Source organism: Bacillus sp. RCC_6_1, assembly GCF_041360755.1.
GTDB lineage: Bacteria > Bacillota > Bacilli > Bacillales > Bacillaceae_G > Bacillus_A > Bacillus_A cereus.
Map to the genome: position 1 here is coordinate 77,868 of NZ_JBFUPV010000013.1, position 20,113 is coordinate 97,980.

Consider the following 20,113-nt stretch of genomic DNA (forward strand, 5'->3'; position numbering starts at 1 on the left):
AAAAATAACCTCGCTAACTGCGAGGTTATTTTTTATTTCCAAACAAGACTAGAAAATCACCATAGCCTTCTTTCTCTAATTCCTCTTTTGGAATAAATCGAAGGGCTGCAGAATTAATGCAGTAACGAAGTCCATTTGGTCCTGGACCGTCTGGAAATACATGCCCAAGATGTGAATCTCCTTCCTTACTTCTCACTTCTGTACGCGTCATATTATGACTCACATCCATCTTTTCTTTCACACTTGCTGACATAACTGGTTTTGTAAAACTAGGCCATCCACATCCACTATCAAATTTGTCTAGAGAAGTAAATAGCGGCTCACCTGAAACGATGTCTACATAAAGACCTTCCTCTTTATGGTTCCAATACTCATTTCGAAATGGTGGTTCTGTACCATTTTCCTGCGTTACATAAAACTGCATCTCATTGAGTTTTTCTTTTAAATGAACATTATCCTTTGGCCAATGTTGCTTAATAAAAGCATCTCGTCCTGAGCCTTTACGATATAACTCATAGCGGAATGTGTTTTTCTTATGATATCCTTGGTGATATTCTTCAGCTGGATAAAATGTAGCTGCTGGTAGTATTTTTGTCGCAATTGGTTTTGAAAAGCGCCCACTCTGCTCAAGTCCTTCTTTTGAGGCTTCTGCTTTTTTATGTTGTTCTTCATTATGATAAAAAATCACTGTTTCATAAGACTGTCCGCGGTCGTGGAATTGTCCTCCAATATCGGTCGGATCAATTTGTCTCCAATATATATTTAACAATTCCTCATACGACATTTTATTTGCATCAAATGTAATTTGTACCGCTTCATAATGTCCTGTTGTTTCTGAGCACACTTCTTTATACGTTGGGTCCTCTTTATGACCGCCTGTATAACCTGAAATAACCTGTATAATGCCCTCCATCTCTTCAAATGGAGAAACCATACACCAGAAACACCCTCCAGCAAATGTAGCTAACTCTACCTTTTCATTTACAGCCATTACTTCACCCCTATTCTATATTCTCCTTACAGTATGGCATAAGAAACATAATGTTATAAAAGAAAAAGCATCGAACATCGATGCTTTTTCTTACTTCACTTTATTTTTTCCAACATCCTTCTCCATTTCATCACTTGTCACGTCTAAAACATCTAGTAAGAAAATGAAGATTGGAATACCGATAATCAGTCCCCATACACCTAAGAAGTGCTCTGAGAAAATTAATACCATAAAAGTATAGAAAATCGGTAAATTTGTTTTTTGCGACATAAACTTCGGATTTAATACGTAACTTTCAAGCGCATGAATCACTGTTACGATAACTAAAATATAAACAACGTACATAATACCGCCAATATTGTAAGCAATCATACAAAGTGGGAATAACGAAATGATAACCCCCGCTACTGGAATTAATCCAAGCAAGAAAATCATTAATGCTAAACCTAATAATTGCGGGAATCCTAATATCCATAATGCGATAACTGAAAGAACACAGTTAACAACAGCAATTAAAAATTGTGCTTCGATTACCTTTCCAAATGAACGTGCAAATTTCTTTCCGAAGTACTCAATTTCAGTATAGAAAATTGCAAGCCTGCTTTCTTTAAACTTTGCAGTAAAACCAACAATACGAGATTTTTCTAATAAGAAAAACAAACTCAAAATTAAAGAAAGTAAAACCTGAAGGCCAAATTTACCAACATTCGTAATCGATTTATACAAAATGTCTACGCCTTGTCCTACATATTTAGAAAGCTCCATATGATTGACAGCATTAACTGCATACTTAATTAGTTCACTATCTGGTGGGTTTCTTAAAAATACATTGAATTGGTAAATCAGTTGTGAAATTTGTATCGTCAATACTGGTAAATATTTAAATAGCGTAATAGCAATTCCACCAATTAACATTACATATAGAAATGCTATAATAATTTTTCGATTAATAGGCATGAAATGATCTAATTTGCGGGAAATAAACTTTTGGAATCGATCCATTAAATACGTGAGAATAAACGTAATTAATATTAAATTCAACATACTTTGCAGCCCGTATAACACGAGAGCAAGTATTACTAATACGAGTAACCTCTGAAATCCTTTACTTTGAAACAGGTTTTTTATTTGCATAATCGACGAATACTCTCTCCTGTCCTATAAACTAAAACGTTAATAAGTAGATTTCTCTCTCTTTTCTACTTTTAATTATTCATTCATATTAAGATTTTTATAAACTCATTATATGCCTACCTTAACAGGTATATAGTAGCTTACTTCTTATTTTACAATACAATGACCTAATTCAAAACGTATTCTACATAGTATTAATGAAGATTTAAGGAAACTTATATTTTTTTAAATAGGTCTTACCACTACTGTAACATAAAAAGCAAGCTATCAGTAGAAATCTGTCCTACAAATAGCTTGCTTTTCTTGTTTTTTAAGTAAGTTTTACTATCCAATGAATGGTATGAACATTGGGATGACAACTACTGTTACAACCCCAACTACTGTTACAGCAATACTTGCCATCGCTGCCTCTACCTCACCCATTTCAATTCCTACCGCAACTCCTAATGCATGACCCGCTGTTCCAAGTGCTAAACCTTTTGCAATCGGATGTTTCACTCTAAATGTTTTTAAGAATAATGCTCCTAATGCGTATACGATAACTGCGTTGAAAATAACTGCAAACGATGTAATTGCTGAAATACCACCAATACTTTCTGAAATTGGTAACGCAATTGCTGTTGTTGCTGCTTGTGGTAGCATTGAATTCATTACTGCTGTATCTAAACCGATTGCTTTTGCAACAATGAACACGACAATTACTGAGCAAATAGATCCAACCACGATAGCTGATAAAATTTGCCACCAATATTTTTTCAACTTATCAACTTGTTTATAGAGTGGGATAGCAAATGCAATTGTTGCTGGCTCTAAGAAGAAACTAATCATTTTTCCGCCAGTATTATATTCTTCAAAAGTAAAGTTACCTACCTTTAGAAAGACAATCCCTAATACCATCGCTACGAATAATGGTGTAAATAGGAAGAACCCTTTTGAATGCTTGAATAATAATGTTCCGATTCCGTATGCGATTAATGAAACGACGATTCCGAAATATGGAGTCATTGTGCTTGCCATGTTCATTACCTCCTAACAATATATAAATGCAATGGTTACGCAACCTTTCCGTGCTTGCGTCCTTTATTTACTACTTTCAATTCTTTTGTATCTTCTGTTTCTTTTTCATCTTTTCCTAAAATAAATTGTGCAAATAACCCTGTTACAGCAAGTAAAATAACTGTTGCTACAACAATTACAGTTAAAATTTGTACAAAGTATTGCCCCATTACACCAAGAGAATTAATAACTGAAATACCTGATGGGACGAATAAGAATCCAATAATACCTGTTAAAGCTGTTCCGAGTGATTCAACTTGCTCCAATTTAATAACTTTTAAACATAATAGACTAAATAAAATAACTAACCCGATTACCGATGAAGGCATTGGAATTGGTAAATGTGTTGCAATAATATTAGAAATTAACATAATAGCTGAGAATATGAATGCTTGTGATAAGAAACTATATACTTTTTTCGTACTCATTTTGGCCACCTCTTTCGATTTGGTACCTTTATTGTATAGGATACAAACGTATAAGTAAGCGTTTACATAACAGAACGTCAAATATACAGAATCAGTTACAAATATAAAAGGATGAAATACAAAAGCTGCTTCTTAAATACGAAGCAGCTTCTTGAGTTCTTTTGCATATGTACGGCTAACAGGTACTTTCGATCCTTCTTTCATGATTAAATTATAAGTAGAATTAAACCATGGCTGAATTTCAGTAATATGATTAATATTCGCAATAAAGCTACGGTGTACGCGCATGAAGCTTGCTTGCGGTAACTTCTTCTCTAAAATTACAAGTGTATCATGTGTTACATACGTTTCCCTCATTGTTTTTACTGTTACTTTCCCATCTACAAGCCCTACATATATAATATCTTCAATATTCACAAGTACGATTGATTCTTCAATTGGTAATGCTAATTTATGCATCTCTGCTGTTACATCTGTCCCCTTTATTTCGTGCTTCGTTTCTATTTGCGCTTGTTTTTGTTTTTTATACTTCTTTAATGTCTGCACAATACGCTCTTCATCAAATGGTTTTAAAATGTAGTCTAACGCATCTACTTCAAATGCTTGCAGCGCATATTGATCATAGGCAGTAGCAAATACAATTGCAGGTGGATTTTTCATCTTCTTTAATATATTCGCGATTTCAAATCCGTTATCATCGGATAATTGAATATCTAAAAACACAATATCTGGTCTACTTTGCATTAGTTCTTCTAATGCGTCTTCCACACAATCAGCCTCACCAATTATCTCAACTTCTTTCGTTCTCTCTAATAAATACTTTAGTTCATCACGTGCTAACATTTCATCGTCAACTACTAATACTTTTAACACCCGGCTCTTCCTCCCCTACTTTTTTTGGAATAATAAAGGTAATCTCCGTCCCTTTATTTAATTCACTTTCAATATGAAGCATCGTTTCTTTCCCAAATAACCCAATAAGACGTTCATTAATATTATATAAAGCTGTTCCAGTCCCTTTCTTTGACGAAACTACCATCTTTCCTAATTGTTCTAAACGTTCTTCCTCAATTCCCTGTCCATTATCTTTTACTTCAAAGTGAACCATACCCTCTTTTTCAAAAACATGCACTTCCACTTCGCATACTGGTTGCTTCTTCGGAAAAGCATGTCGCAATGCATTTTCAACCAATAGTTGAAGAACAAATGGTGGTACTAAAGTTGTCTTTAGCTCATCTTCAATATACATCTTTACCTCATACTTATTTGGGAACCTTGCTTGTTCTAGTGATAAGTATGCCTGTACATGGTTTAATTCTTGTTCTAGTGGAATCAATAACTGACGTGCCCCTTGCAAATTACAACGGAAATACACGCTAAGCTGTAATAATAACTTCCTTGCTTTTTCTACATCTGTTCGGCATAAAGCTGATACTGTATTAATCGCATTAAATAAAAAGTGTGGGTTAATTTGCGCTTGTAATGCTTTTATCTCCGCATCTTGAAGTAATTTACTTTGCAACTCAGCTTCTCCTAACTCTAACTGCGTGGAGAATATTTTTGCTAACCCTTCTGCTAATTCCTCTTCCACACGACTTAACTGGTTAGGATTTTTGAAATAGAGTTTTAATGTCCCTATCGTATTTCCATGCGAAGTTAGTGGAATTACAATCGCCGCTTGCAAAGGGCAGCCTTCATGTTGACAATTAATAACCTCACGTGATTTCGCTTTCATTATTTTCCCTGTGTTTAACACTTCTTTCGACAAACCGGTTATTAAACTATGTGAAGGAATATGGTGATCTGATGCTAATCCAACATGAGCTAATATTTTCTCTGTATCTGTTAAGGATACCGCATCTGTTCCTGTAAAACGGTGAATAATTTGTGCCACATGCTTACATGATTCTTCTGTTAAACCTTGGCGGAAATACGGTAACGTTTTATCTGCAATACGTAATACTTTATGAGTCTGAAGTGCCTTTGCATTCTCCTCCTGACGCAAAATAGCTTGTATCATAGAAAGTAAAATAAAACTTCCAAAACTATTTACAAGAATCATTGGTATCGCTATTGTTTTCACAACGCTAATTCCATCCTCTATAATTAATAAAATCATTAGCATTTCTAAAGATACGATAAAAACACTTAAAACTGCTGAAAACTTAGGAGTAATTGTACGATTATATTTTTTGAAAATATATCCAATATAACCAGTTATAATCCCCGCTAAAATAGAAGAGATTGCGCAGCTTAGCGCTGTCGTACCACCAAGCATATAACGATGAATACCAGCAATAAATCCTACTCCAACCCCTACGATAGGGCCACCAAGTAAGCCGCTAATACCGACACCCATAATACGCGTATTCGCAATTGTACTTGACGAAGAAACACCTTGTAACCAGTTTTCATTCATAATCGTATTTCCTGCTATTTCAATCCCAGTGTAATTGCTTACAATTGTAAATACCGAAAAAATACAAATAAGCTTCAGCTTATCTACATAGCCATCCTGTTTATGAAGGAGGCGTCTGAAAGTTTTAATATGAGAGAGTAAAAATCCTAAAATAACTATAAGTCCGACTCGTTCAATCATCATGAGTACTAAATTTAGCATCTTTGATTCATTCCTTTTTATTTAGTTAGTTTTATTATGGGAAAATAATGAAGTCGGCGTCAAGAAGAACGAAATATTTTTTGAAATATTTTACACATAATAACTTCCTCTTTATTTGACAATACAATAGAAGAGTGCTAAAAATAAAGTAATATAATACAGTCCTTTAACCCAACCCCGTGAGGTTGAGAAGGAAGTCGGAATATAATATACGTATGTTCTTTTTGGGGGATACGTATGCTTTTTTGGCCTTCTCATCATATCAGGTGAGAAGGCCTTTTGTTATTCTTCCATAGCGACTGTAGAAAATAAGGAGGAGTAATAATGAACGTCACTACTGATGTACAACAAACAACAGAGGAGACGAAAGCGAAAAGATATAAAACATTATTTGGTTCTGCGCTAGGATATGCAGCAGAAGGTTTAGATATGTTGCTATTATCTTTCGTACTTGTCTATATTTTAAAAGAGTTTCACTTAAGTCCTGTTGAAGGTGGAAACTTAACATTAGCTACCACAATAGGGATGTTAATTGGTTCTTATTTATTTGGATTTATTGCTGATTTATTTGGCCGTATTCGTACAATGGCCTTCACAATCTTACTGTTTTCACTAGCAACCGCACTCATTTATTTCGCAACAGACTACTGGCAATTATTAATTCTGCGCTTTTTAGTTGGAATGGGAGTTGGTGGTGAATTCGGAATCGGAATGGCCATCGTAACAGAAACCTGGTCTAAAGAAATGCGAGCTAAAGCGACATCTGTTGTTGCACTTGGATGGCAATTTGGTGTACTGATTGCTTCACTCCTTCCAGCATTTATTGTCCCACACTTTGGATGGAGAGCCGTTTTCTTATTTGGATTAATTCCAGCTTTACTAGCTGTCTATGTCCGTAAAAGTTTAAGTGAACCGAAAATATGGGAGCAAAAACAACGCTACAAAAAGGAACTGTTGCAAAAAGAAGCTACAGGTAAATTAACAACTACTGAAGCAGAACAACTAAAACATATAAAAAAATTCCCACTTCGAAAGTTATTTGCCAATAAAAAAGTAACAATTACAACAATTGGTCTTATTATTATGTCGTTTATCCAAAACTTCGGATATTACGGAATCTTCACATGGATGCCCACTATTTTAGCAAATAAATATAACTATACATTAGCAAAAGCAAGTGGCTGGATGTTCATTTCTACCATCGGTATGCTAATTGGAATTGCAATCTTTGGTATTCTAGCTGATAAAATTGGTCGCCGTAAAACTTTTGCAATCTATTATATTGGCGGTACAGTATACTGTCTCATTTACTTCTTCTTATTCACAGATTCAACATTATTATTATGGGGAAGTGCATTGCTTGGATTCTTTGCAAATGGAATGATGGGAGGATTTGGGGCAATTTTAGCTGAAAACTATCCTGCTGAAGCTCGCTCTACCGCTGAAAACTTTATTTTCGGTACAGGACGTGGGTTAGCTGGATTTGGGCCTGTTATTATTGGCTTACTCGCTACAGGTGGCAACCTACTTGGAGCATTGTCCTTGATTTTTATCATCTACCCAATCGGGTTAATTACAATGCTACTATGTGTACCAGAAACAAAGGGAAAAGTATTAGATTAAACGTAAAAGAGGAAGCATCTCATTTAAGATGCTTCCTCTTTTACGTTTTTATTTATTTTGATTTACTAGCCTTCTGAAATAAGAATGCAGTTTTATCTTCTTCTTTTACAATACCTTGTTTTAATGCTAATTCTCCCGCAACTTTAGGCGCTAACCATAGCATTGGGAATAACAAAATTGATACCGGAACTGCCGTCACCACGATAAACGATTGTAGCGCATTAATACTTCCTTCACCCATATATAAAAGAATTGCTGCAACTGCGCCCATAATAAGCGACCAAAAAATTCGCAAACTAATTCTAGGATCTCCGTCTCCAGTCACTGCCATTGAAATGGAATACGCCATTGAATCCCCTGTTGTCACTACAAATAAAATTGTTAATAAAAGAAATGCTGGTCCAATAATATTAGAAAGTGGCAATTGTCCTGTAATTGCAATCATAGCTGCCGGCATACCAGATTCACTTAATGCGTCCGAGATAGACCCAGGATTCATCAACTCATAAAACACGCCTGATCCACCTAATATAGTAAACCAAAACGTTGTAATAATAGGTGCGATAATTCCAATTGCAACGATGATTTCTCGAATCGTTCTCCCTCTTGAAATTCGACTCACTAAAATTGCCATCATTGGTCCGTATCCAATAAACCATCCCCAGAAAAAGATTGTCCAAGATCCTAACCAACTTGCATCACCACGGTATGTGCTCATCGGTATAAATTCATTTACATAAAATCCAAACGAAGAAACAAACGAATCAATAATAAATCCACCTGGCCCAAATAGTAATATGAATGCCATTAATACAATTGCTAATCTAACATTTAAATTACTTATAATTTGAATCCCTTTATCAATACCTGTTACTGCCGATATGGTAGACACGGCCACCACACAAACAATAATTGCTAATTGAGTAGTAAACACATCAGAAATTCCAAATAATTCTTGTAATCCATAACTTGCTTGTAAACCTAAAAATCCAATTGGGCCAATTGTACCTGCAGCTACTGCAATAATTGAAGCTGCATCAATTATCGTTCCAAGCAGGCTCTTTCTTAATTTTTCCCCAAAAATAGGATATAAAAGCGTTCGAGGTTTTAGCGGCATATCTTTATGATAATGTCCATACATCATAACTACCGCACTAATTGTACCTAAAATCGTCCATGCTAAAAATCCCCAATGCATATAACTTTGTGCTAAAGCAGGCATGACTGCTTCTTTCGTTCCAGCAGATATACCATCATGTATTGGTGGCACCGTCATCAAATGATACATTGGCTCTGCTGCTGCCCAAAAAACGCCACCTCCGGCAAGTAATGTAGACATAATAATAGCAAGCCATTTTGCCGTACTAATCTCAGGTTTTTCTAATCCTCCAAGCTTAACTCTCCCATATTTGGAGAACGCCATACACATCGCAACAATAAATGTACCTAATAATAAAACTTGCCAGAAGGCACCGAAATATTTAATTGAAAAAGCGAAACTTTTATTAATCGCACTCTCTACATAATCCTTGTTCAAAAAAACTGCAATTACAAATAATAAAAGTGAACCACCACTAATAATAAATACAGGCCAATCAGTTTTTCGACTCTTCATCCTCATTTACACTTCCTCCTTCCTCAGCAATCTAAAAAAACAACTTTATTATGTTTTATTGTTTAAAACCAAAACACAATAATTATATATGCATAACATTTTATCGACTTCCCACATACTTATGTTGTCCCTAAAAATATGCCAAATCCCTTATTAAAAAGAAAGAATCTCTTCCTCTTACATAAAAAAGCAAAACAAAAGACCTTATATTTCTATAAGGTCTTCGAAACAGAAATTTGATTATAACATAAGGAACTCCTTGGTTCAAAAAGCCTCTTCCAAAAATAACCGAGAGTAAAGGCTTCCATTTGCTACATAACAGTAATTAAAAAAAATTATATTTCACAGAAAAAACCTACACTAAATATCATTTATGAAAGAAATTTGGCTTCAAAATTTCATTCGGATACGGTTTATGATAAATGTGGGTGGTAGCTGGAGATAATGGTGGAATAAGCCATACCCAATTACCTGTTACAACACGACCACAAGCAGCTTCTTGCTTCTCAAATTGCTGAAATTGTTGTGCAGCAGTATGGTGATCAACAATACTAACTCCTTGTTTTTTAAAGGAGTGTAGTACGGCAATATTTAACTCAATTAGCGCCTTATCTTTCCATAAGGTACCGTTTCTCGATGTATCTAAATCCATCATCTCCGCAACAGCCGGAAGTAAATTATAACGATCATGATCTGCTAAGTTGCGCGCCCCAATTTCTGTTCCCATATACCATCCATTGAACGGAGCGGCTGTATAAGAAATACCGCCAATTTCTAAACGCATATCTGAAATCATTGGAACACCATACCATTTTACTCCAAGTGATGAAATAGGGTATTCCGGGTGTTCAATTGGCACTTCTTTTACTTCTTCTCTCGGAATTTCTTTATATATAGGCGCTTTTCCATCTATAGAAAACACAAGTGGCAATACATCGTAATTCGTACCTTCTCCTTGCCAACCAAGCTCCTGACAAAAGTCCGTAAATGTAGCGGAATGAGAATCACCAATCACTCCCGTTTCTGCTTTATATCCTGCATATCGAATCAATTGGTGATTATAAATTCTTATATTATTTTCTTCACCTTGATATTGCTTAAAAATCGTAATGGTTGGTTTAACTTTTCCGTCGTTCGTTGCATATTTAATATGATGAATTAATGCATTATATACACCCTCTTCATCATTTACTTCGCGCGCATCTAATATGTGCATCTTACTCCAAAATAGTCTTCCAATACATCTATTACTGTTACGCCATGCCATTCGTGAACCATGAACAAGTTCTTCAAATGTATGCTCATATGTCCCTGTCTTCTCTATCTCAATTTGAATTTCTTTTATACGTTCTTCTATCAATTGTTCTTTATGAAGCTCCTTATAACAAATCGTAATAAAATTACTTGCTTCCTCTATTAATTGTTTCGTTTTACTCATAAACAATCTCCTTCTATTTCAACAAAACCCTGCTACTTTACAGTATAAGCAAAAAGGATAGGAGTCACAAATGAAAGTGAGAGTGTTACTTTTATTGTAATATTTTTCAGAAAATTAATGGAATTACTATTGACTTATATGGAAAATGGGTGTATTTTTGACTCAGGTAAAGTATTTTTACCTAGACCAACTTTTTAAGTCGAAAGGAGGGAATGTTATGTCTTCATTTCAATTGCCAAAGCTTTCATATGACTATGATGAACTAGAGCCACATATTGATAGCAATACACTTGCCATTCATCATGGAAAGCACCATGCGACATACGTAAACAATTTAAATGCTACTTTAGAAAATTATACTGAATTACATAATAAATCTTTAGAAGAATTGCTATGTAATTTAGATGCTTTACCGAAGGAAATTGTTACAGCTGTACGAAATAACGGTGGTGGTCACTATTGTCATAGTCTTTTTTGGGAAGTGATGAGCCCACGAGGTGGCGGTGAGCCTAATGGAGACGTTGCAAAAGTAATTGATTATTATTTCAATACCTTTGACAACTTAAAAGATCAACTTTCCAAAGCAGCTATTAGTCGTTTTGGAAGTGGCTATGGATGGCTTGTTCTTGACGGTGAGGAACTCTCTGTTATGAGTACACCAAATCAAGATACGCCTTTGCAAGAAGGGAAAATCCCCTTACTCGTAATTGATGTATGGGAACATGCTTATTATTTAAAGTATCAAAATAGGCGCCCAGAGTTTGTTACCAACTGGTGGCATACAGTAAACTGGGACCAAGTAAACGAGAAGTATTTACAAGCAATTCAATCACAAAAACATTAGTCGTACGTATAAGGTAAATTTGGTAATGTAAAATCAGTATTGTCGAAATCCTCCAGAATCCCCCGGATTGCCACCGGGGGATTTATGATTACTTCATTGTATTTATATAATGTTTTAAAATATTTTTTATTTCTAGTTTCAGCTCTCGGAACAAAAATCCGAATTCACGAGCCTTTCCATTATGTAACGTACAGTTAGTTACCTCATTATAAGGAGCTATATTTCCCCCAGCTTTCTGAATGAGTGCTTTTATTCCTGTCTTCTCTTCTATGAAATGAATAATTTCTTCCATAGAAACTACTCCGTTACTACAGGCGTTAATTGGTCCTCTCACATTTGCCATTCCGCACCAAGCTAGAAACTCTCCTGCCTCTTTTTCATGTATAAATGACAAAGTTCCATCTACATGATCCACAACGATAGGTTTTTGGTTCACAATACATTCAACGTAAAATTGTAACCTTTTCGTATAATCATTTTCTCCAATAACAACTGGAAAACGCACTGCAACGACCGGGAATGTTGCATGTTGAAATACAACGGCTTCAGCTAATCTCTTTCCTTCACCATAATTGAAGTCATTCCTATCTCCATACGCGATTGCATACTCGTACGGATTAAAGTCTTCTTCTGATAAGCTTAGGGCAGGTTCATAGACGGCCATTGAAGATGTCATAACATATTTCTTCGTTTTCCCTCGTAACACTTCACATATTACCTTCGCTGCATTCGAGCTATAGCATAAATTATCGTATACAATATCATAACTTTTATCTCCTAGACGCTCTGCTAGTTGTTTTTCATCTTCCCTATCTACAATAAGTCTTTTTACTCTACTGCCAAAAGAATCTTCCGTAATTCCTCTCGTCGCAATCGTTACATCGTGCCCCTCTTGCAAAAGTGCTTCTACTAAATGTTTACCAAAAAATCTTGTTCCCCCTAGCACCAATACTTTTTTCAACTTCATCATCCCCACTTTAGCAAATTGTAAAATACTACCTCTCTATTATAAGTGCTAACATATAAAAAGCATGGAATTCGTTTAACGATTCCATGCCTTTATACAGATAATATATTAACGTACTCGATATTTATAAATACAATAACAGAAGTATAAAATAGAAATTACAGATACATAAACCCATAATTCATATACGAATCCCTCTCCCCACACTCCCATAAAATAAAAGAGTGAAGGTAAAGTCAATGTTACCCATGATTGTACGAAGGCAATCCTTCCAAGATATTGATTAATGTTCTTCTTTTGTGTATTTAATACAAAGAATAAATACCAAAGTAATGCCCACATAAACCACGTTAACGCATTAACAACATCATGGAATTGAACAAATGAAACAACCATATAGAATAAGGCTATAATTGCTACCCAAATACAAAACCATCCTAGACCACTACTATCCATTCCTTTTATAAAAGTAACACCTACATATAAATAAGTTAATCCAAATAAGAAAGTAGCCGCATATGAATACACTGTCCAATTGCTTTGGTCAGAAATCATAATCAAATAAAACGGAATAATAATTTGTAGTGCACCCACAAATAAATTAAAAACACCCGCACTTTTCATCTCTGCTTTCCCTAATATAACAAGACTATTTAAAAATAAAGCTGCCCCTGAAAGTAATAATCCTACATAACCCATATATATTCGTGTGAAAATCTTTACCTTTCACACTTTTAACCTCCCCACACTATAAAATGATACTTATATTATTTTTCTTCCCATTTAAAACTACATACATAATTTTTCATCTAAATAAGTCAGACCTCCTACCTCAAAAAAAGGAGTGAACTTAAAACGCTTTCAATAATAAATAATCCTATCAAAACATGAACTAGGATTCCTTGATTATAAACGTACTCTAGCAATGATACAAGTGTTGGAATACATTTCAATAATACGCTTTCAATTCCCATAAAAAATTAATAAAATAATACATTACTCTATCTCATTCTACTACCTTCTAGCATAAGATATTGTAAAATCATATCATTTAAAACAGCGAACGTTCTTTTCTAGGTTCGCTAATAAACTTAGTAGAAAATGAATATAAAAAATGACCTCTTGCTTTTATGCAAAGGTCATTTTTTTATATTCATCCTTAAACTTCTAAATAGCCATTTTTATTATTTGATTGCCATTTCCAAGAGTCAGCACACATTTCTTCTAATCCGCGTGTTGCCTCCCAGCCTAATTCACGCTTTGCTTTCGATGCATCAGCAAAACATACTGCCACATCACCTGGGCGACGCTCTGTAATTTTATAAGGAACTTTCTTGCCCGAAACTTTTTCAAACGCTTCAACCATCTCTAGTACACTATAGCCCATGCCTGTGCCCAGGTTATAAGCATCTACTCCTGTTGTACTCAGTACTTTCTCAAGCGCCTTTACGTGACCATTTGCTAAGTCCACAACATGGATGTAATCACGGACTCCTGTTCCATCTTTCGTTGGATAGTCATTTCCGAATACGCTTAATTCTTTTAACTTACCTACCGCTACTTGCGTTACATATGGCATTAAGTTATTTGGGATTCCATTTGGATCTTCTCCGATACGCCCACTTTCGTGTGCACCAAATGGATTGAAATAGCGAAGTAATGCGATACTCCATTCTGCATCTGCAAATGCTACATCACGCATAATTTGCTCAATCATTAATTTCGTTTGACCATATGGATTTGTTGCACTTAATGGAAACTCCTCCGTAATCGGTGACGTTTCCGGGATACCATATACAGTTGCAGATGAACTAAAGATTATCTTCTTTACATTATGTTTCTGCATTACTTCACATAGCACTAACGTGCTTGTAATGTTGTTATGATAATATGTTAATGGAATCGCTACTGACTCCCCTACAGCTTTAAATCCTGCAAAGTGAATAACTGCTTCAATTGAATTTTCTTCAAAAATTGCGTCAAGCGCTTCGCGATTTAAAACATCTTCTTTATAAAACTTAAATTGTTTTCCTGTTATTTCTTTTACTCGATTTATAGATTCTACCGAGCTATTCGAAAGATTATCCACTACTATAACTTCGTAACCGCTATTTAGTAATTCTACACATGTATGACTACCAATATATCCTGCTCCACCTGTTACAAGTATTGCCATAATTATAGTCCTCCATATTTCATTCATTATAAACTTCTCAAAGTATATCACATATTTCTTATCCTATGTTTAACATGCGAACACAGAAACTTACATTTTATCCCATAATAATTTTATAACATATACGATTCTAATTGGGTAATAAAAAAACGCCACATAATTTTTATTATGTGGCGTTTTTTTATTAAATTACGTAACAATATACACTTAGAAAATGCGCAAGACTACCTAATAATACAAAAACATGAAAAATTTCATGATGCCCCATATATTTAAACTCTAACCATTTTGGCTTTGTTCCATAAATAAATCCACCAATTGTATAAAAAATGCCCCCAAGTACTAAGAAAATAATGCCTCCTGTACTTAAATTCTCAGCTAACGGTGCAAAGAATAAAACAATTAACCAACCCATCGTAATATAAATTGCTGTCGATAACCATCTTGGACAATTAAACCAAAACATTTTAAATACAATGCCACAAATCGCAGTTGCATAGACTAAACAAAATAATAGTAAACCACTTGCTGAATTTAATGTAATTAAGCAAAAGGGTGCATATGTACCTGCAATTAATATAAAAATCATAGAATGATCTAGCTTCCTAAAGAAGTAAATAACACGTTCATTGGCCACAACACTATGATATACAGCTGACGCCGTATAAAGGACCATCATTCCAATACCAAATAAAATAACAGCTGTAATTGCGGCAAATGATGGCATCTTGATAGAAACTTTCACAAGCATAGCTAATAACGCAATAAATGATAATATCGCTCCACCTAAGTGAGTAAATGCATTAACTGGTTCCCTTACATAAGCATTCATAATAACACCCCTCATATAATTACATGTAGTTTTGATAACTACATGTAATTATATACACATTTCTTTTTGAGGTCAACATTTACAATTCATTTGTTTCGTAATACCATATTTAAAGATATATTAAACATTAAGTTCCACTAAGTTATAAAAGTGAGGGATTCTACGTGGAAAATATAAATGAATTACTTAAGACATTACATTTAGAAAAAAACATTAAACTTGAGGATATTCCAAATGTTGACTTATATGTAGACCAAGTTGTCCAACTATTTGAGAATACTTATGCAGATACAACGAGAACTGATGATGAAAAAGTATTAACAAAAACGATGATTAATAATTACGCAAAAGGGAAACTATTCATCCCTATCAAAAATAAAAAGTATTCAAAAGAGCATATGATTTTAATTAGCCTAATTTATCAATTAAAGGGAGCTCTCTCCATTAACGACATAAAAAGTTCATTAGAAACTATAAATGACTCCTTATTAAATGATGATTCATTCGAATTAAATACGTTATACAAAAATTATCTTGCTCTTACTGAAAGCAATGTCGAAAGCTTTAAACAAGACGTAAATAACCGTGTTACAGAAGTAAATGAGATTTCTTCCTTAGAAGATACAAAGCTAGAAAAATTTCTACTACTAACATCCTTCGTCACTATGAGTAATATGTATAGACGTTTAGCGGAGCAACTAGTGGATGATTTAAAAGAATCATAAATAAAAAACTATCCACCTATTAAAGTGGATAGTTTTTTATTTACTTAATTGCTTCATGAACTTTTAGTTGTTTCCCTTTAATCGTTGTAGTCTTCATGACTTTCAAGACGAGTGGTCCTTTTCCATTTAATATTTCAACGTAAGAAACATTATCTTGTATCGTAATAATACCTATATCTTCTGCTGTAACACCTTTAATTTTAGCAATTGTACCGACGAAATCTACCGCCCTAATTTTCTTTTTCTTCCCGCCATTAAAGTACAGCTTCATAATGCCTTTGTTGATATCTGCATTTTTATCTTTCTTTATAATTGGTTTAGCATGTATCTTTTCTTCAAATGCAGCTTTCTCTTTCATAACTTCTTCTTTTGAAGGTCCAATTGCCTTTGGAATTTCAAATCCAATATACTCCTCAATCTCTTCTAAAAATCTATTTTCATATGGTGTTATAAATGTAATAGCTTTTCCACTATTTCCAGCTCGTCCCGTTCTTCCAGTACGATGTACGTAGCTTTCTTTTTCAAGTGGAATATCATAATTAATAACATGTGTAATATTATCAATATCAATTCCTCTCGCAGCTACATCTGTTGCTACTAAATAACGGAATTTTCCTTTTCTAAAATCATCCATGACTTCAAAACGATCTTCTTGTACCATACCACCATGTATTTTGTCACAAGGATAGTTAGCTCGTTTTAATTGTCTATATACATGATCTACATTTTCTTGTGTACGACAGAAAATAATACAACTATCAGGATTCTCAATCGTTGTTACATCTTTAAGTAGTGAAAGCTTCTCGTCTTCTATCACCTCAAAAAGAGTATGTTCAATTTTATCCGTCGTAATCCCAGCTGCTTTAATTTCAATATGAATTGGTGAATTCATATATGTACGAGACAATTTCTCAACATCTTCTGGAAGTGTTGCTGAAAATAACATCGTCATTCTTTTTTTAGGTAATTCATCAATAATTGCCTCTACTTGATCGATAAAGCCCATATTTAGCATCTCATCTGCTTCATCAATAACTAAATACTTCAAACACTCTAAAGAAAGGGTACCCTTCTCAATATGATCCAACACACGACCAGGAGTACCAACTACAATATGTGTCTTTTGCTTTAATTCTAATTTTTGACGTGCAAATGGAGATTTCCCATAAACTGCCGCAGCCTTAATCCTTTTGAATCGACCTATATTTGTAATATCTTCTTTTACCTGTACCGCAAGCTCTCTCGTTGGTGTTAAAACTAATGCTTGTGGTTTATTCTCTTCCCACTCCACCATTTCACAAAGTGGAATACCAAATGAAGCTGTTTTTCCACTTCCAGTCTGGGATTTCACAACAAGATCCTTCTTTTGTAATGCAACTGGAATAACCTCACCTTGTACTTCTGTTGGATGATCATACCCTAACCCAGTAAGTGCCCTTACAATTTCCTTACTTAATTTATAATCAGAAAAACTTTTTTTACTCATATATTAACCTCATTTTATTCTGTATTATTTTCTTTTTTATCTTTTGTATACGTTACTATCACCCTACTTATTATACTTGAAACCTCACATAAAAAGGTGAATCATGCCAGATTCATCTTTTTATATAGAAACAAACCTTTTCATTTCATATATTGTTCAACTACTTGATAACATCTTTTGCTTGCATTGTTAGCATTAACCTTTTCATAGTATCCTACATCCACTCCAAAAAAATAAAAAGAATACATACAACCTTGTGTAATTATCTTAATTTTTCAACCTTTTTCATAAACGAACAATAAAAATAAAAAAACGTTTTAAATTCGTTTTTAACGTTATTTTTCAGGTATAAAATCTACTTTTTCAAAAAATGTTAAGAAATTCTTTGACTTCTTAATAAAAATAATGTAAATTATCCTATGGACGAACATTTTTAATTAATAAAAATAAAATATTCGTATTTTAGGGGTGTAAATGATGGAAAACGTATTCGACTATGAAGATATTCAATTAATTCCTGCAAAATGTATTGTAAATAGCCGCTCTGAATGTGATACAACTGTCACTTTAGGAAAACATAAATTTAAATTACCTGTCGTACCTGCAAATATGCAAACGATTATTGATGAAAGAATTGCAACTTATTTAGCTGAGAATAACTACTTTTATATCATGCATCGTTTCCAACCAGAGAAACGAATCTCATTCATTAGAGATATGCAATCACGTGGATTAATCGCTTCTATCAGCGTTGGTGTAAAAGAGGACGAATATGAATTCGTACAACAATTAGCTGCTGAGCAACTGACACCTGAATATATCACGATTGATATCGCACACGGTCATTCTAATGCTGTGATCAACATGATTCAACATATTAAAAAACATTTACCAGAGAGCTTCGTTATCGCTGGAAACGTTGGAACTCCAGAAGCGGTAAGAGAATTAGAAAATGCTGGTGCCGATGCAACAAAAGTTGGTATTGGACCTGGTAAAGTTTGTATTACTAAAATTAAAACAGGCTTCGGAACTGGTGGTTGGCAGCTAGCTGCACTTCGCTGGTGTGCAAAAGCTGCAAGTAAACCAATTATCGCTGATGGTGGTATTCGTACACACGGCGACGTAGCTAAATCTATTCGATTTGGGGCAACTATGGTCATGATCGGTTCTCTATTCGCTGGTCACGAAGAGTCTCCAGGGGAAACAATTGAAAGAGATGGCAAACTTTATAAAGAATACTTCGGTTCTGCTTCTGAATTCCAAAAGGGTGAGAAGAAAAACGTTGAAGGTAAGAAAATGTTCGTTGAGCATAAAGGTTCTTTAGAAGATACGTTAATCGAAATGGAACAAGATCTTCAATCTTCTATCTCTTACGCTGGTGGAACAAAATTAGATGCTATTCGTACTGTAGATTATGTTGTCGTGAAAAACTCGATTTTCAATGGTGACAAAGTATATTAATTCTTAAATTAACTTGAAGGACAAGTATTTTCATGCTTGTCCTTCTTTTTTGTATATAAAAATGAAAAAAAATTTAATTTAACTGAATTTTTTATCATTATATTTTTAGATAGTCTTAAGAAGGAGTATATACGACTTGAAAAATGTAATAGAAAATCGTCTTAATTGCGCAGAGGTACCTGCTGAACTAACATGGGATTTATCCGATTTGTATAATTCTGATGCCGAATAGCATACTGCATTAAACGCATTGGAAAATGATATACAGAAACTTGATTCATTTAAAGGACATTTACATACTAGCTCCCATACTTTATTAAATTGCCTACTTTTAGAAGAAGAACTTTTAATGACGTTAACAAAACTGTACTCATATGCAAATTTAAAAGAATCTACTGATCGTACAAATCCAAGTATTCAAGCGAACTCTTCCAAAATTGCTGCTTTATGGACGAAAGTACATACTGCACTATCCTTTATTCATAATGAAATCCTCTCATTCGGCGAAGGAACAATTGAAAAATATTTAACTGAAGAAACAAAACTTGAACCTTTCCGTAAATCGTTACTAGAAATACTACAAAAAAGGCAGCACACACTGCATCCACTGCAGTAGCTCAAATGATTAAAGAGGAAGGACAACCTGCTATTGATCGCTGGTGGTACAATGAAACATGCCTGAGTAGATATGTCAAAACCAGATGCAATCCGTAAAGC

Annotated in this window: 17 protein-coding genes and 1 pseudogene; 5 read left to right on the plus strand and 13 right to left on the minus strand. The window is 34.3% G+C overall.

The window, feature by feature from the left end:
* Positions 1–25: 25 nt before the first annotated feature.
* From msrB to lytS, 6 genes are all read right to left on the minus strand, one after another.
* A complete protein-coding gene (gene msrB, locus AB6801_RS25440; RefSeq protein ID WP_370941208.1) occupies positions 26–991 on the minus strand; it encodes a peptide-methionine (R)-S-oxide reductase MsrB in 966 nt (321 codons plus the stop codon).
* Positions 992–1,081: 90 nt separating this feature from the next.
* Positions 1,082–2,125 carry an AI-2E family transporter gene (locus tag AB6801_RS25445; RefSeq protein ID WP_001166010.1) on the minus strand — a complete coding sequence of 348 codons (1,044 nt, stop codon included), beginning with the start codon at positions 2,123–2,125 and terminating at the stop codon, positions 1,082–1,084.
* A gap of 324 nt (positions 2,126–2,449) precedes the next feature.
* A complete protein-coding gene (lrgB, locus tag AB6801_RS25450; protein WP_097999228.1) occupies positions 2,450–3,142 on the minus strand; it encodes an antiholin-like protein LrgB in 693 nt (230 codons plus the stop codon).
* Between the two features lie 35 nt (positions 3,143–3,177).
* Positions 3,178–3,609 carry an antiholin-like murein hydrolase modulator LrgA gene (lrgA, locus tag AB6801_RS25455; RefSeq protein WP_000104901.1) on the minus strand — a complete coding sequence of 144 codons (432 nt, stop codon included), beginning with the start codon at positions 3,607–3,609 and terminating at the stop codon, positions 3,178–3,180.
* A gap of 132 nt (positions 3,610–3,741) precedes the next feature.
* Positions 3,742–4,482 (minus strand): LytR/AlgR family response regulator transcription factor, encoded by a 741-nt coding sequence (locus tag AB6801_RS25460; protein ID WP_000921840.1) that lies wholly within the window; start codon positions 4,480–4,482, stop codon positions 3,742–3,744.
* The gene (gene lytS, locus AB6801_RS25465) at positions 4,460–6,229 is read right to left on the minus strand and encodes a two-component system sensor histidine kinase LytS (RefSeq protein ID WP_000933590.1); all 1,770 of its coding nucleotides are present in this window, start codon (positions 6,227–6,229) and stop codon (positions 4,460–4,462) included. The genes AB6801_RS25460 and lytS overlap by 23 nt, the downstream gene beginning before the upstream one ends.
* Before the next feature lie 324 nt (positions 6,230–6,553).
* Between lytS and AB6801_RS25470 the strand changes: the two genes are divergently transcribed.
* Positions 6,554–7,852 carry an MFS transporter gene (locus AB6801_RS25470; RefSeq protein WP_048568683.1) on the plus strand — a complete coding sequence of 433 codons (1,299 nt, stop codon included), beginning with the start codon at positions 6,554–6,556 and terminating at the stop codon, positions 7,850–7,852.
* A gap of 52 nt (positions 7,853–7,904) precedes the next feature.
* On the opposite strand, the gene AB6801_RS25475 is transcribed toward AB6801_RS25470, so the two are convergent.
* Together AB6801_RS25475 and AB6801_RS25480 are read right to left on the minus strand one after the other, a co-directional pair.
* On the minus strand, positions 7,905–9,473 hold the full coding sequence (locus tag AB6801_RS25475) for a BCCT family transporter (protein ID WP_097995093.1): 1,569 nt from the start codon (positions 9,471–9,473) through the stop codon (positions 7,905–7,907).
* Positions 9,474–9,834: 361 nt separating this feature from the next.
* Complete coding sequence (locus tag AB6801_RS25480; protein ID WP_000047619.1) at positions 9,835–10,905, minus strand: nitric oxide synthase oxygenase; 1,071 nt, start codon at positions 10,903–10,905, stop codon at positions 9,835–9,837.
* A 217-nt stretch (positions 10,906–11,122) separates the two neighbouring features.
* Between AB6801_RS25480 and sodA the strand changes: the two genes are divergently transcribed.
* Positions 11,123–11,749: a superoxide dismutase [Mn] gene (gene sodA, locus AB6801_RS25485; protein ID WP_000094035.1), complete on the plus strand. Its 627-nt coding sequence runs from the start codon at positions 11,123–11,125 to the stop codon at positions 11,747–11,749.
* A gap of 88 nt (positions 11,750–11,837) precedes the next feature.
* On the opposite strand, the gene AB6801_RS25490 is transcribed toward sodA, so the two are convergent.
* The 4 genes from AB6801_RS25490 to trhA form a co-directional block, all read right to left on the minus strand.
* Entirely contained in the window at positions 11,838–12,719 is an 882-nt protein-coding gene (locus AB6801_RS25490; protein ID WP_033668094.1) for an NAD-dependent epimerase/dehydratase family protein, read from the minus strand.
* A 105-nt stretch (positions 12,720–12,824) separates the two neighbouring features.
* On the minus strand, positions 12,825–13,415 hold the full coding sequence (locus AB6801_RS25495) for an AmiS/UreI family transporter (protein WP_000542569.1): 591 nt from the start codon (positions 13,413–13,415) through the stop codon (positions 12,825–12,827).
* Between the two features lie 460 nt (positions 13,416–13,875).
* A complete protein-coding gene (gene galE / locus AB6801_RS25500; protein WP_000996548.1) occupies positions 13,876–14,892 on the minus strand; it encodes a UDP-glucose 4-epimerase GalE in 1,017 nt (338 codons plus the stop codon).
* Positions 14,893–15,076: 184 nt separating this feature from the next.
* Positions 15,077–15,724 carry a PAQR family membrane homeostasis protein TrhA gene (gene trhA / locus AB6801_RS25505; protein WP_000995363.1) on the minus strand — a complete coding sequence of 216 codons (648 nt, stop codon included), beginning with the start codon at positions 15,722–15,724 and terminating at the stop codon, positions 15,077–15,079.
* Positions 15,725–15,888: 164 nt separating this feature from the next.
* Here trhA and AB6801_RS25510 point away from each other — a divergent pair, with 164 nt between their 5' ends.
* Positions 15,889–16,449, plus strand: coding sequence for a DUF1836 domain-containing protein (locus AB6801_RS25510; RefSeq protein ID WP_000427884.1), 561 nt, complete (start codon positions 15,889–15,891; stop codon positions 16,447–16,449).
* A 40-nt stretch (positions 16,450–16,489) separates the two neighbouring features.
* Here the strand turns inward: AB6801_RS25510 and AB6801_RS25515 are convergent, their stop codons facing one another.
* Entirely contained in the window at positions 16,490–17,935 is a 1,446-nt protein-coding gene (locus AB6801_RS25515; protein WP_000039341.1) for a DEAD/DEAH box helicase, read from the minus strand.
* Between the two features lie 477 nt (positions 17,936–18,412).
* Between AB6801_RS25515 and guaC the strand changes: the two genes are divergently transcribed.
* Both guaC and AB6801_RS25525 read left to right on the plus strand, forming a co-directional pair.
* A complete protein-coding gene (gene guaC / locus AB6801_RS25520; protein WP_000432447.1) occupies positions 18,413–19,396 on the plus strand; it encodes a GMP reductase in 984 nt (327 codons plus the stop codon).
* A 136-nt stretch (positions 19,397–19,532) separates the two neighbouring features.
* Positions 19,533–20,003 (plus strand): annotated as a pseudogene (locus AB6801_RS25525) (oligoendopeptidase F); the annotation flags it as partial.
* Positions 20,004–20,113: the final 110 nt, after the last annotated feature.

Bases quoted from the DNA above. Each gene is read 5' to 3' on its own strand.
- msrB (WP_370941208.1), bottom strand. From the start codon at position 991: ATGGCTGTAAATGAAAAGGTAGAGTTAGCTACATTTGCTGGAGGGTGT.
- AB6801_RS25445 (WP_001166010.1), bottom strand. From the start codon at position 2,125: ATGCAAATAAAAAACCTGTTTCAAAGTAAAGGATTTCAGAGGTTACTC.
- lrgB (WP_097999228.1), bottom strand. From the start codon at position 3,142: ATGGCAAGCACAATGACTCCATATTTCGGAATCGTCGTTTCATTAATC.
- lrgA (WP_000104901.1), bottom strand. From the start codon at position 3,609: ATGAGTACGAAAAAAGTATATAGTTTCTTATCACAAGCATTCATATTC.
- lytS (WP_000933590.1), bottom strand. From the start codon at position 6,229: ATGCTAAATTTAGTACTCATGATGATTGAACGAGTCGGACTTATAGTT.
- AB6801_RS25470 (WP_048568683.1), top strand. From the start codon at position 6,554: ATGAACGTCACTACTGATGTACAACAAACAACAGAGGAGACGAAAGCG.
- AB6801_RS25475 (WP_097995093.1), bottom strand. From the start codon at position 9,473: ATGAGGATGAAGAGTCGAAAAACTGATTGGCCTGTATTTATTATTAGT.
- AB6801_RS25480 (WP_000047619.1), bottom strand. From the start codon at position 10,905: ATGAGTAAAACGAAACAATTAATAGAGGAAGCAAGTAATTTTATTACG.
- sodA (WP_000094035.1), top strand. From the start codon at position 11,123: ATGTCTTCATTTCAATTGCCAAAGCTTTCATATGACTATGATGAACTA.
- AB6801_RS25490 (WP_033668094.1), bottom strand. From the start codon at position 12,719: ATGATGAAGTTGAAAAAAGTATTGGTGCTAGGGGGAACAAGATTTTTT.
- AB6801_RS25495 (WP_000542569.1), bottom strand. From the start codon at position 13,415: ATGGGTTATGTAGGATTATTACTTTCAGGGGCAGCTTTATTTTTAAAT.
- galE (WP_000996548.1), bottom strand. From the start codon at position 14,892: ATGGCAATACTTGTAACAGGTGGAGCAGGATATATTGGTAGTCATACA.
- trhA (WP_000995363.1), bottom strand. From the start codon at position 15,724: ATGAATGCTTATGTAAGGGAACCAGTTAATGCATTTACTCACTTAGGT.
- AB6801_RS25515 (WP_000039341.1), bottom strand. From the start codon at position 17,935: ATGAGTAAAAAAAGTTTTTCTGATTATAAATTAAGTAAGGAAATTGTA.
- guaC (WP_000432447.1), top strand. From the start codon at position 18,413: ATGGAAAACGTATTCGACTATGAAGATATTCAATTAATTCCTGCAAAA.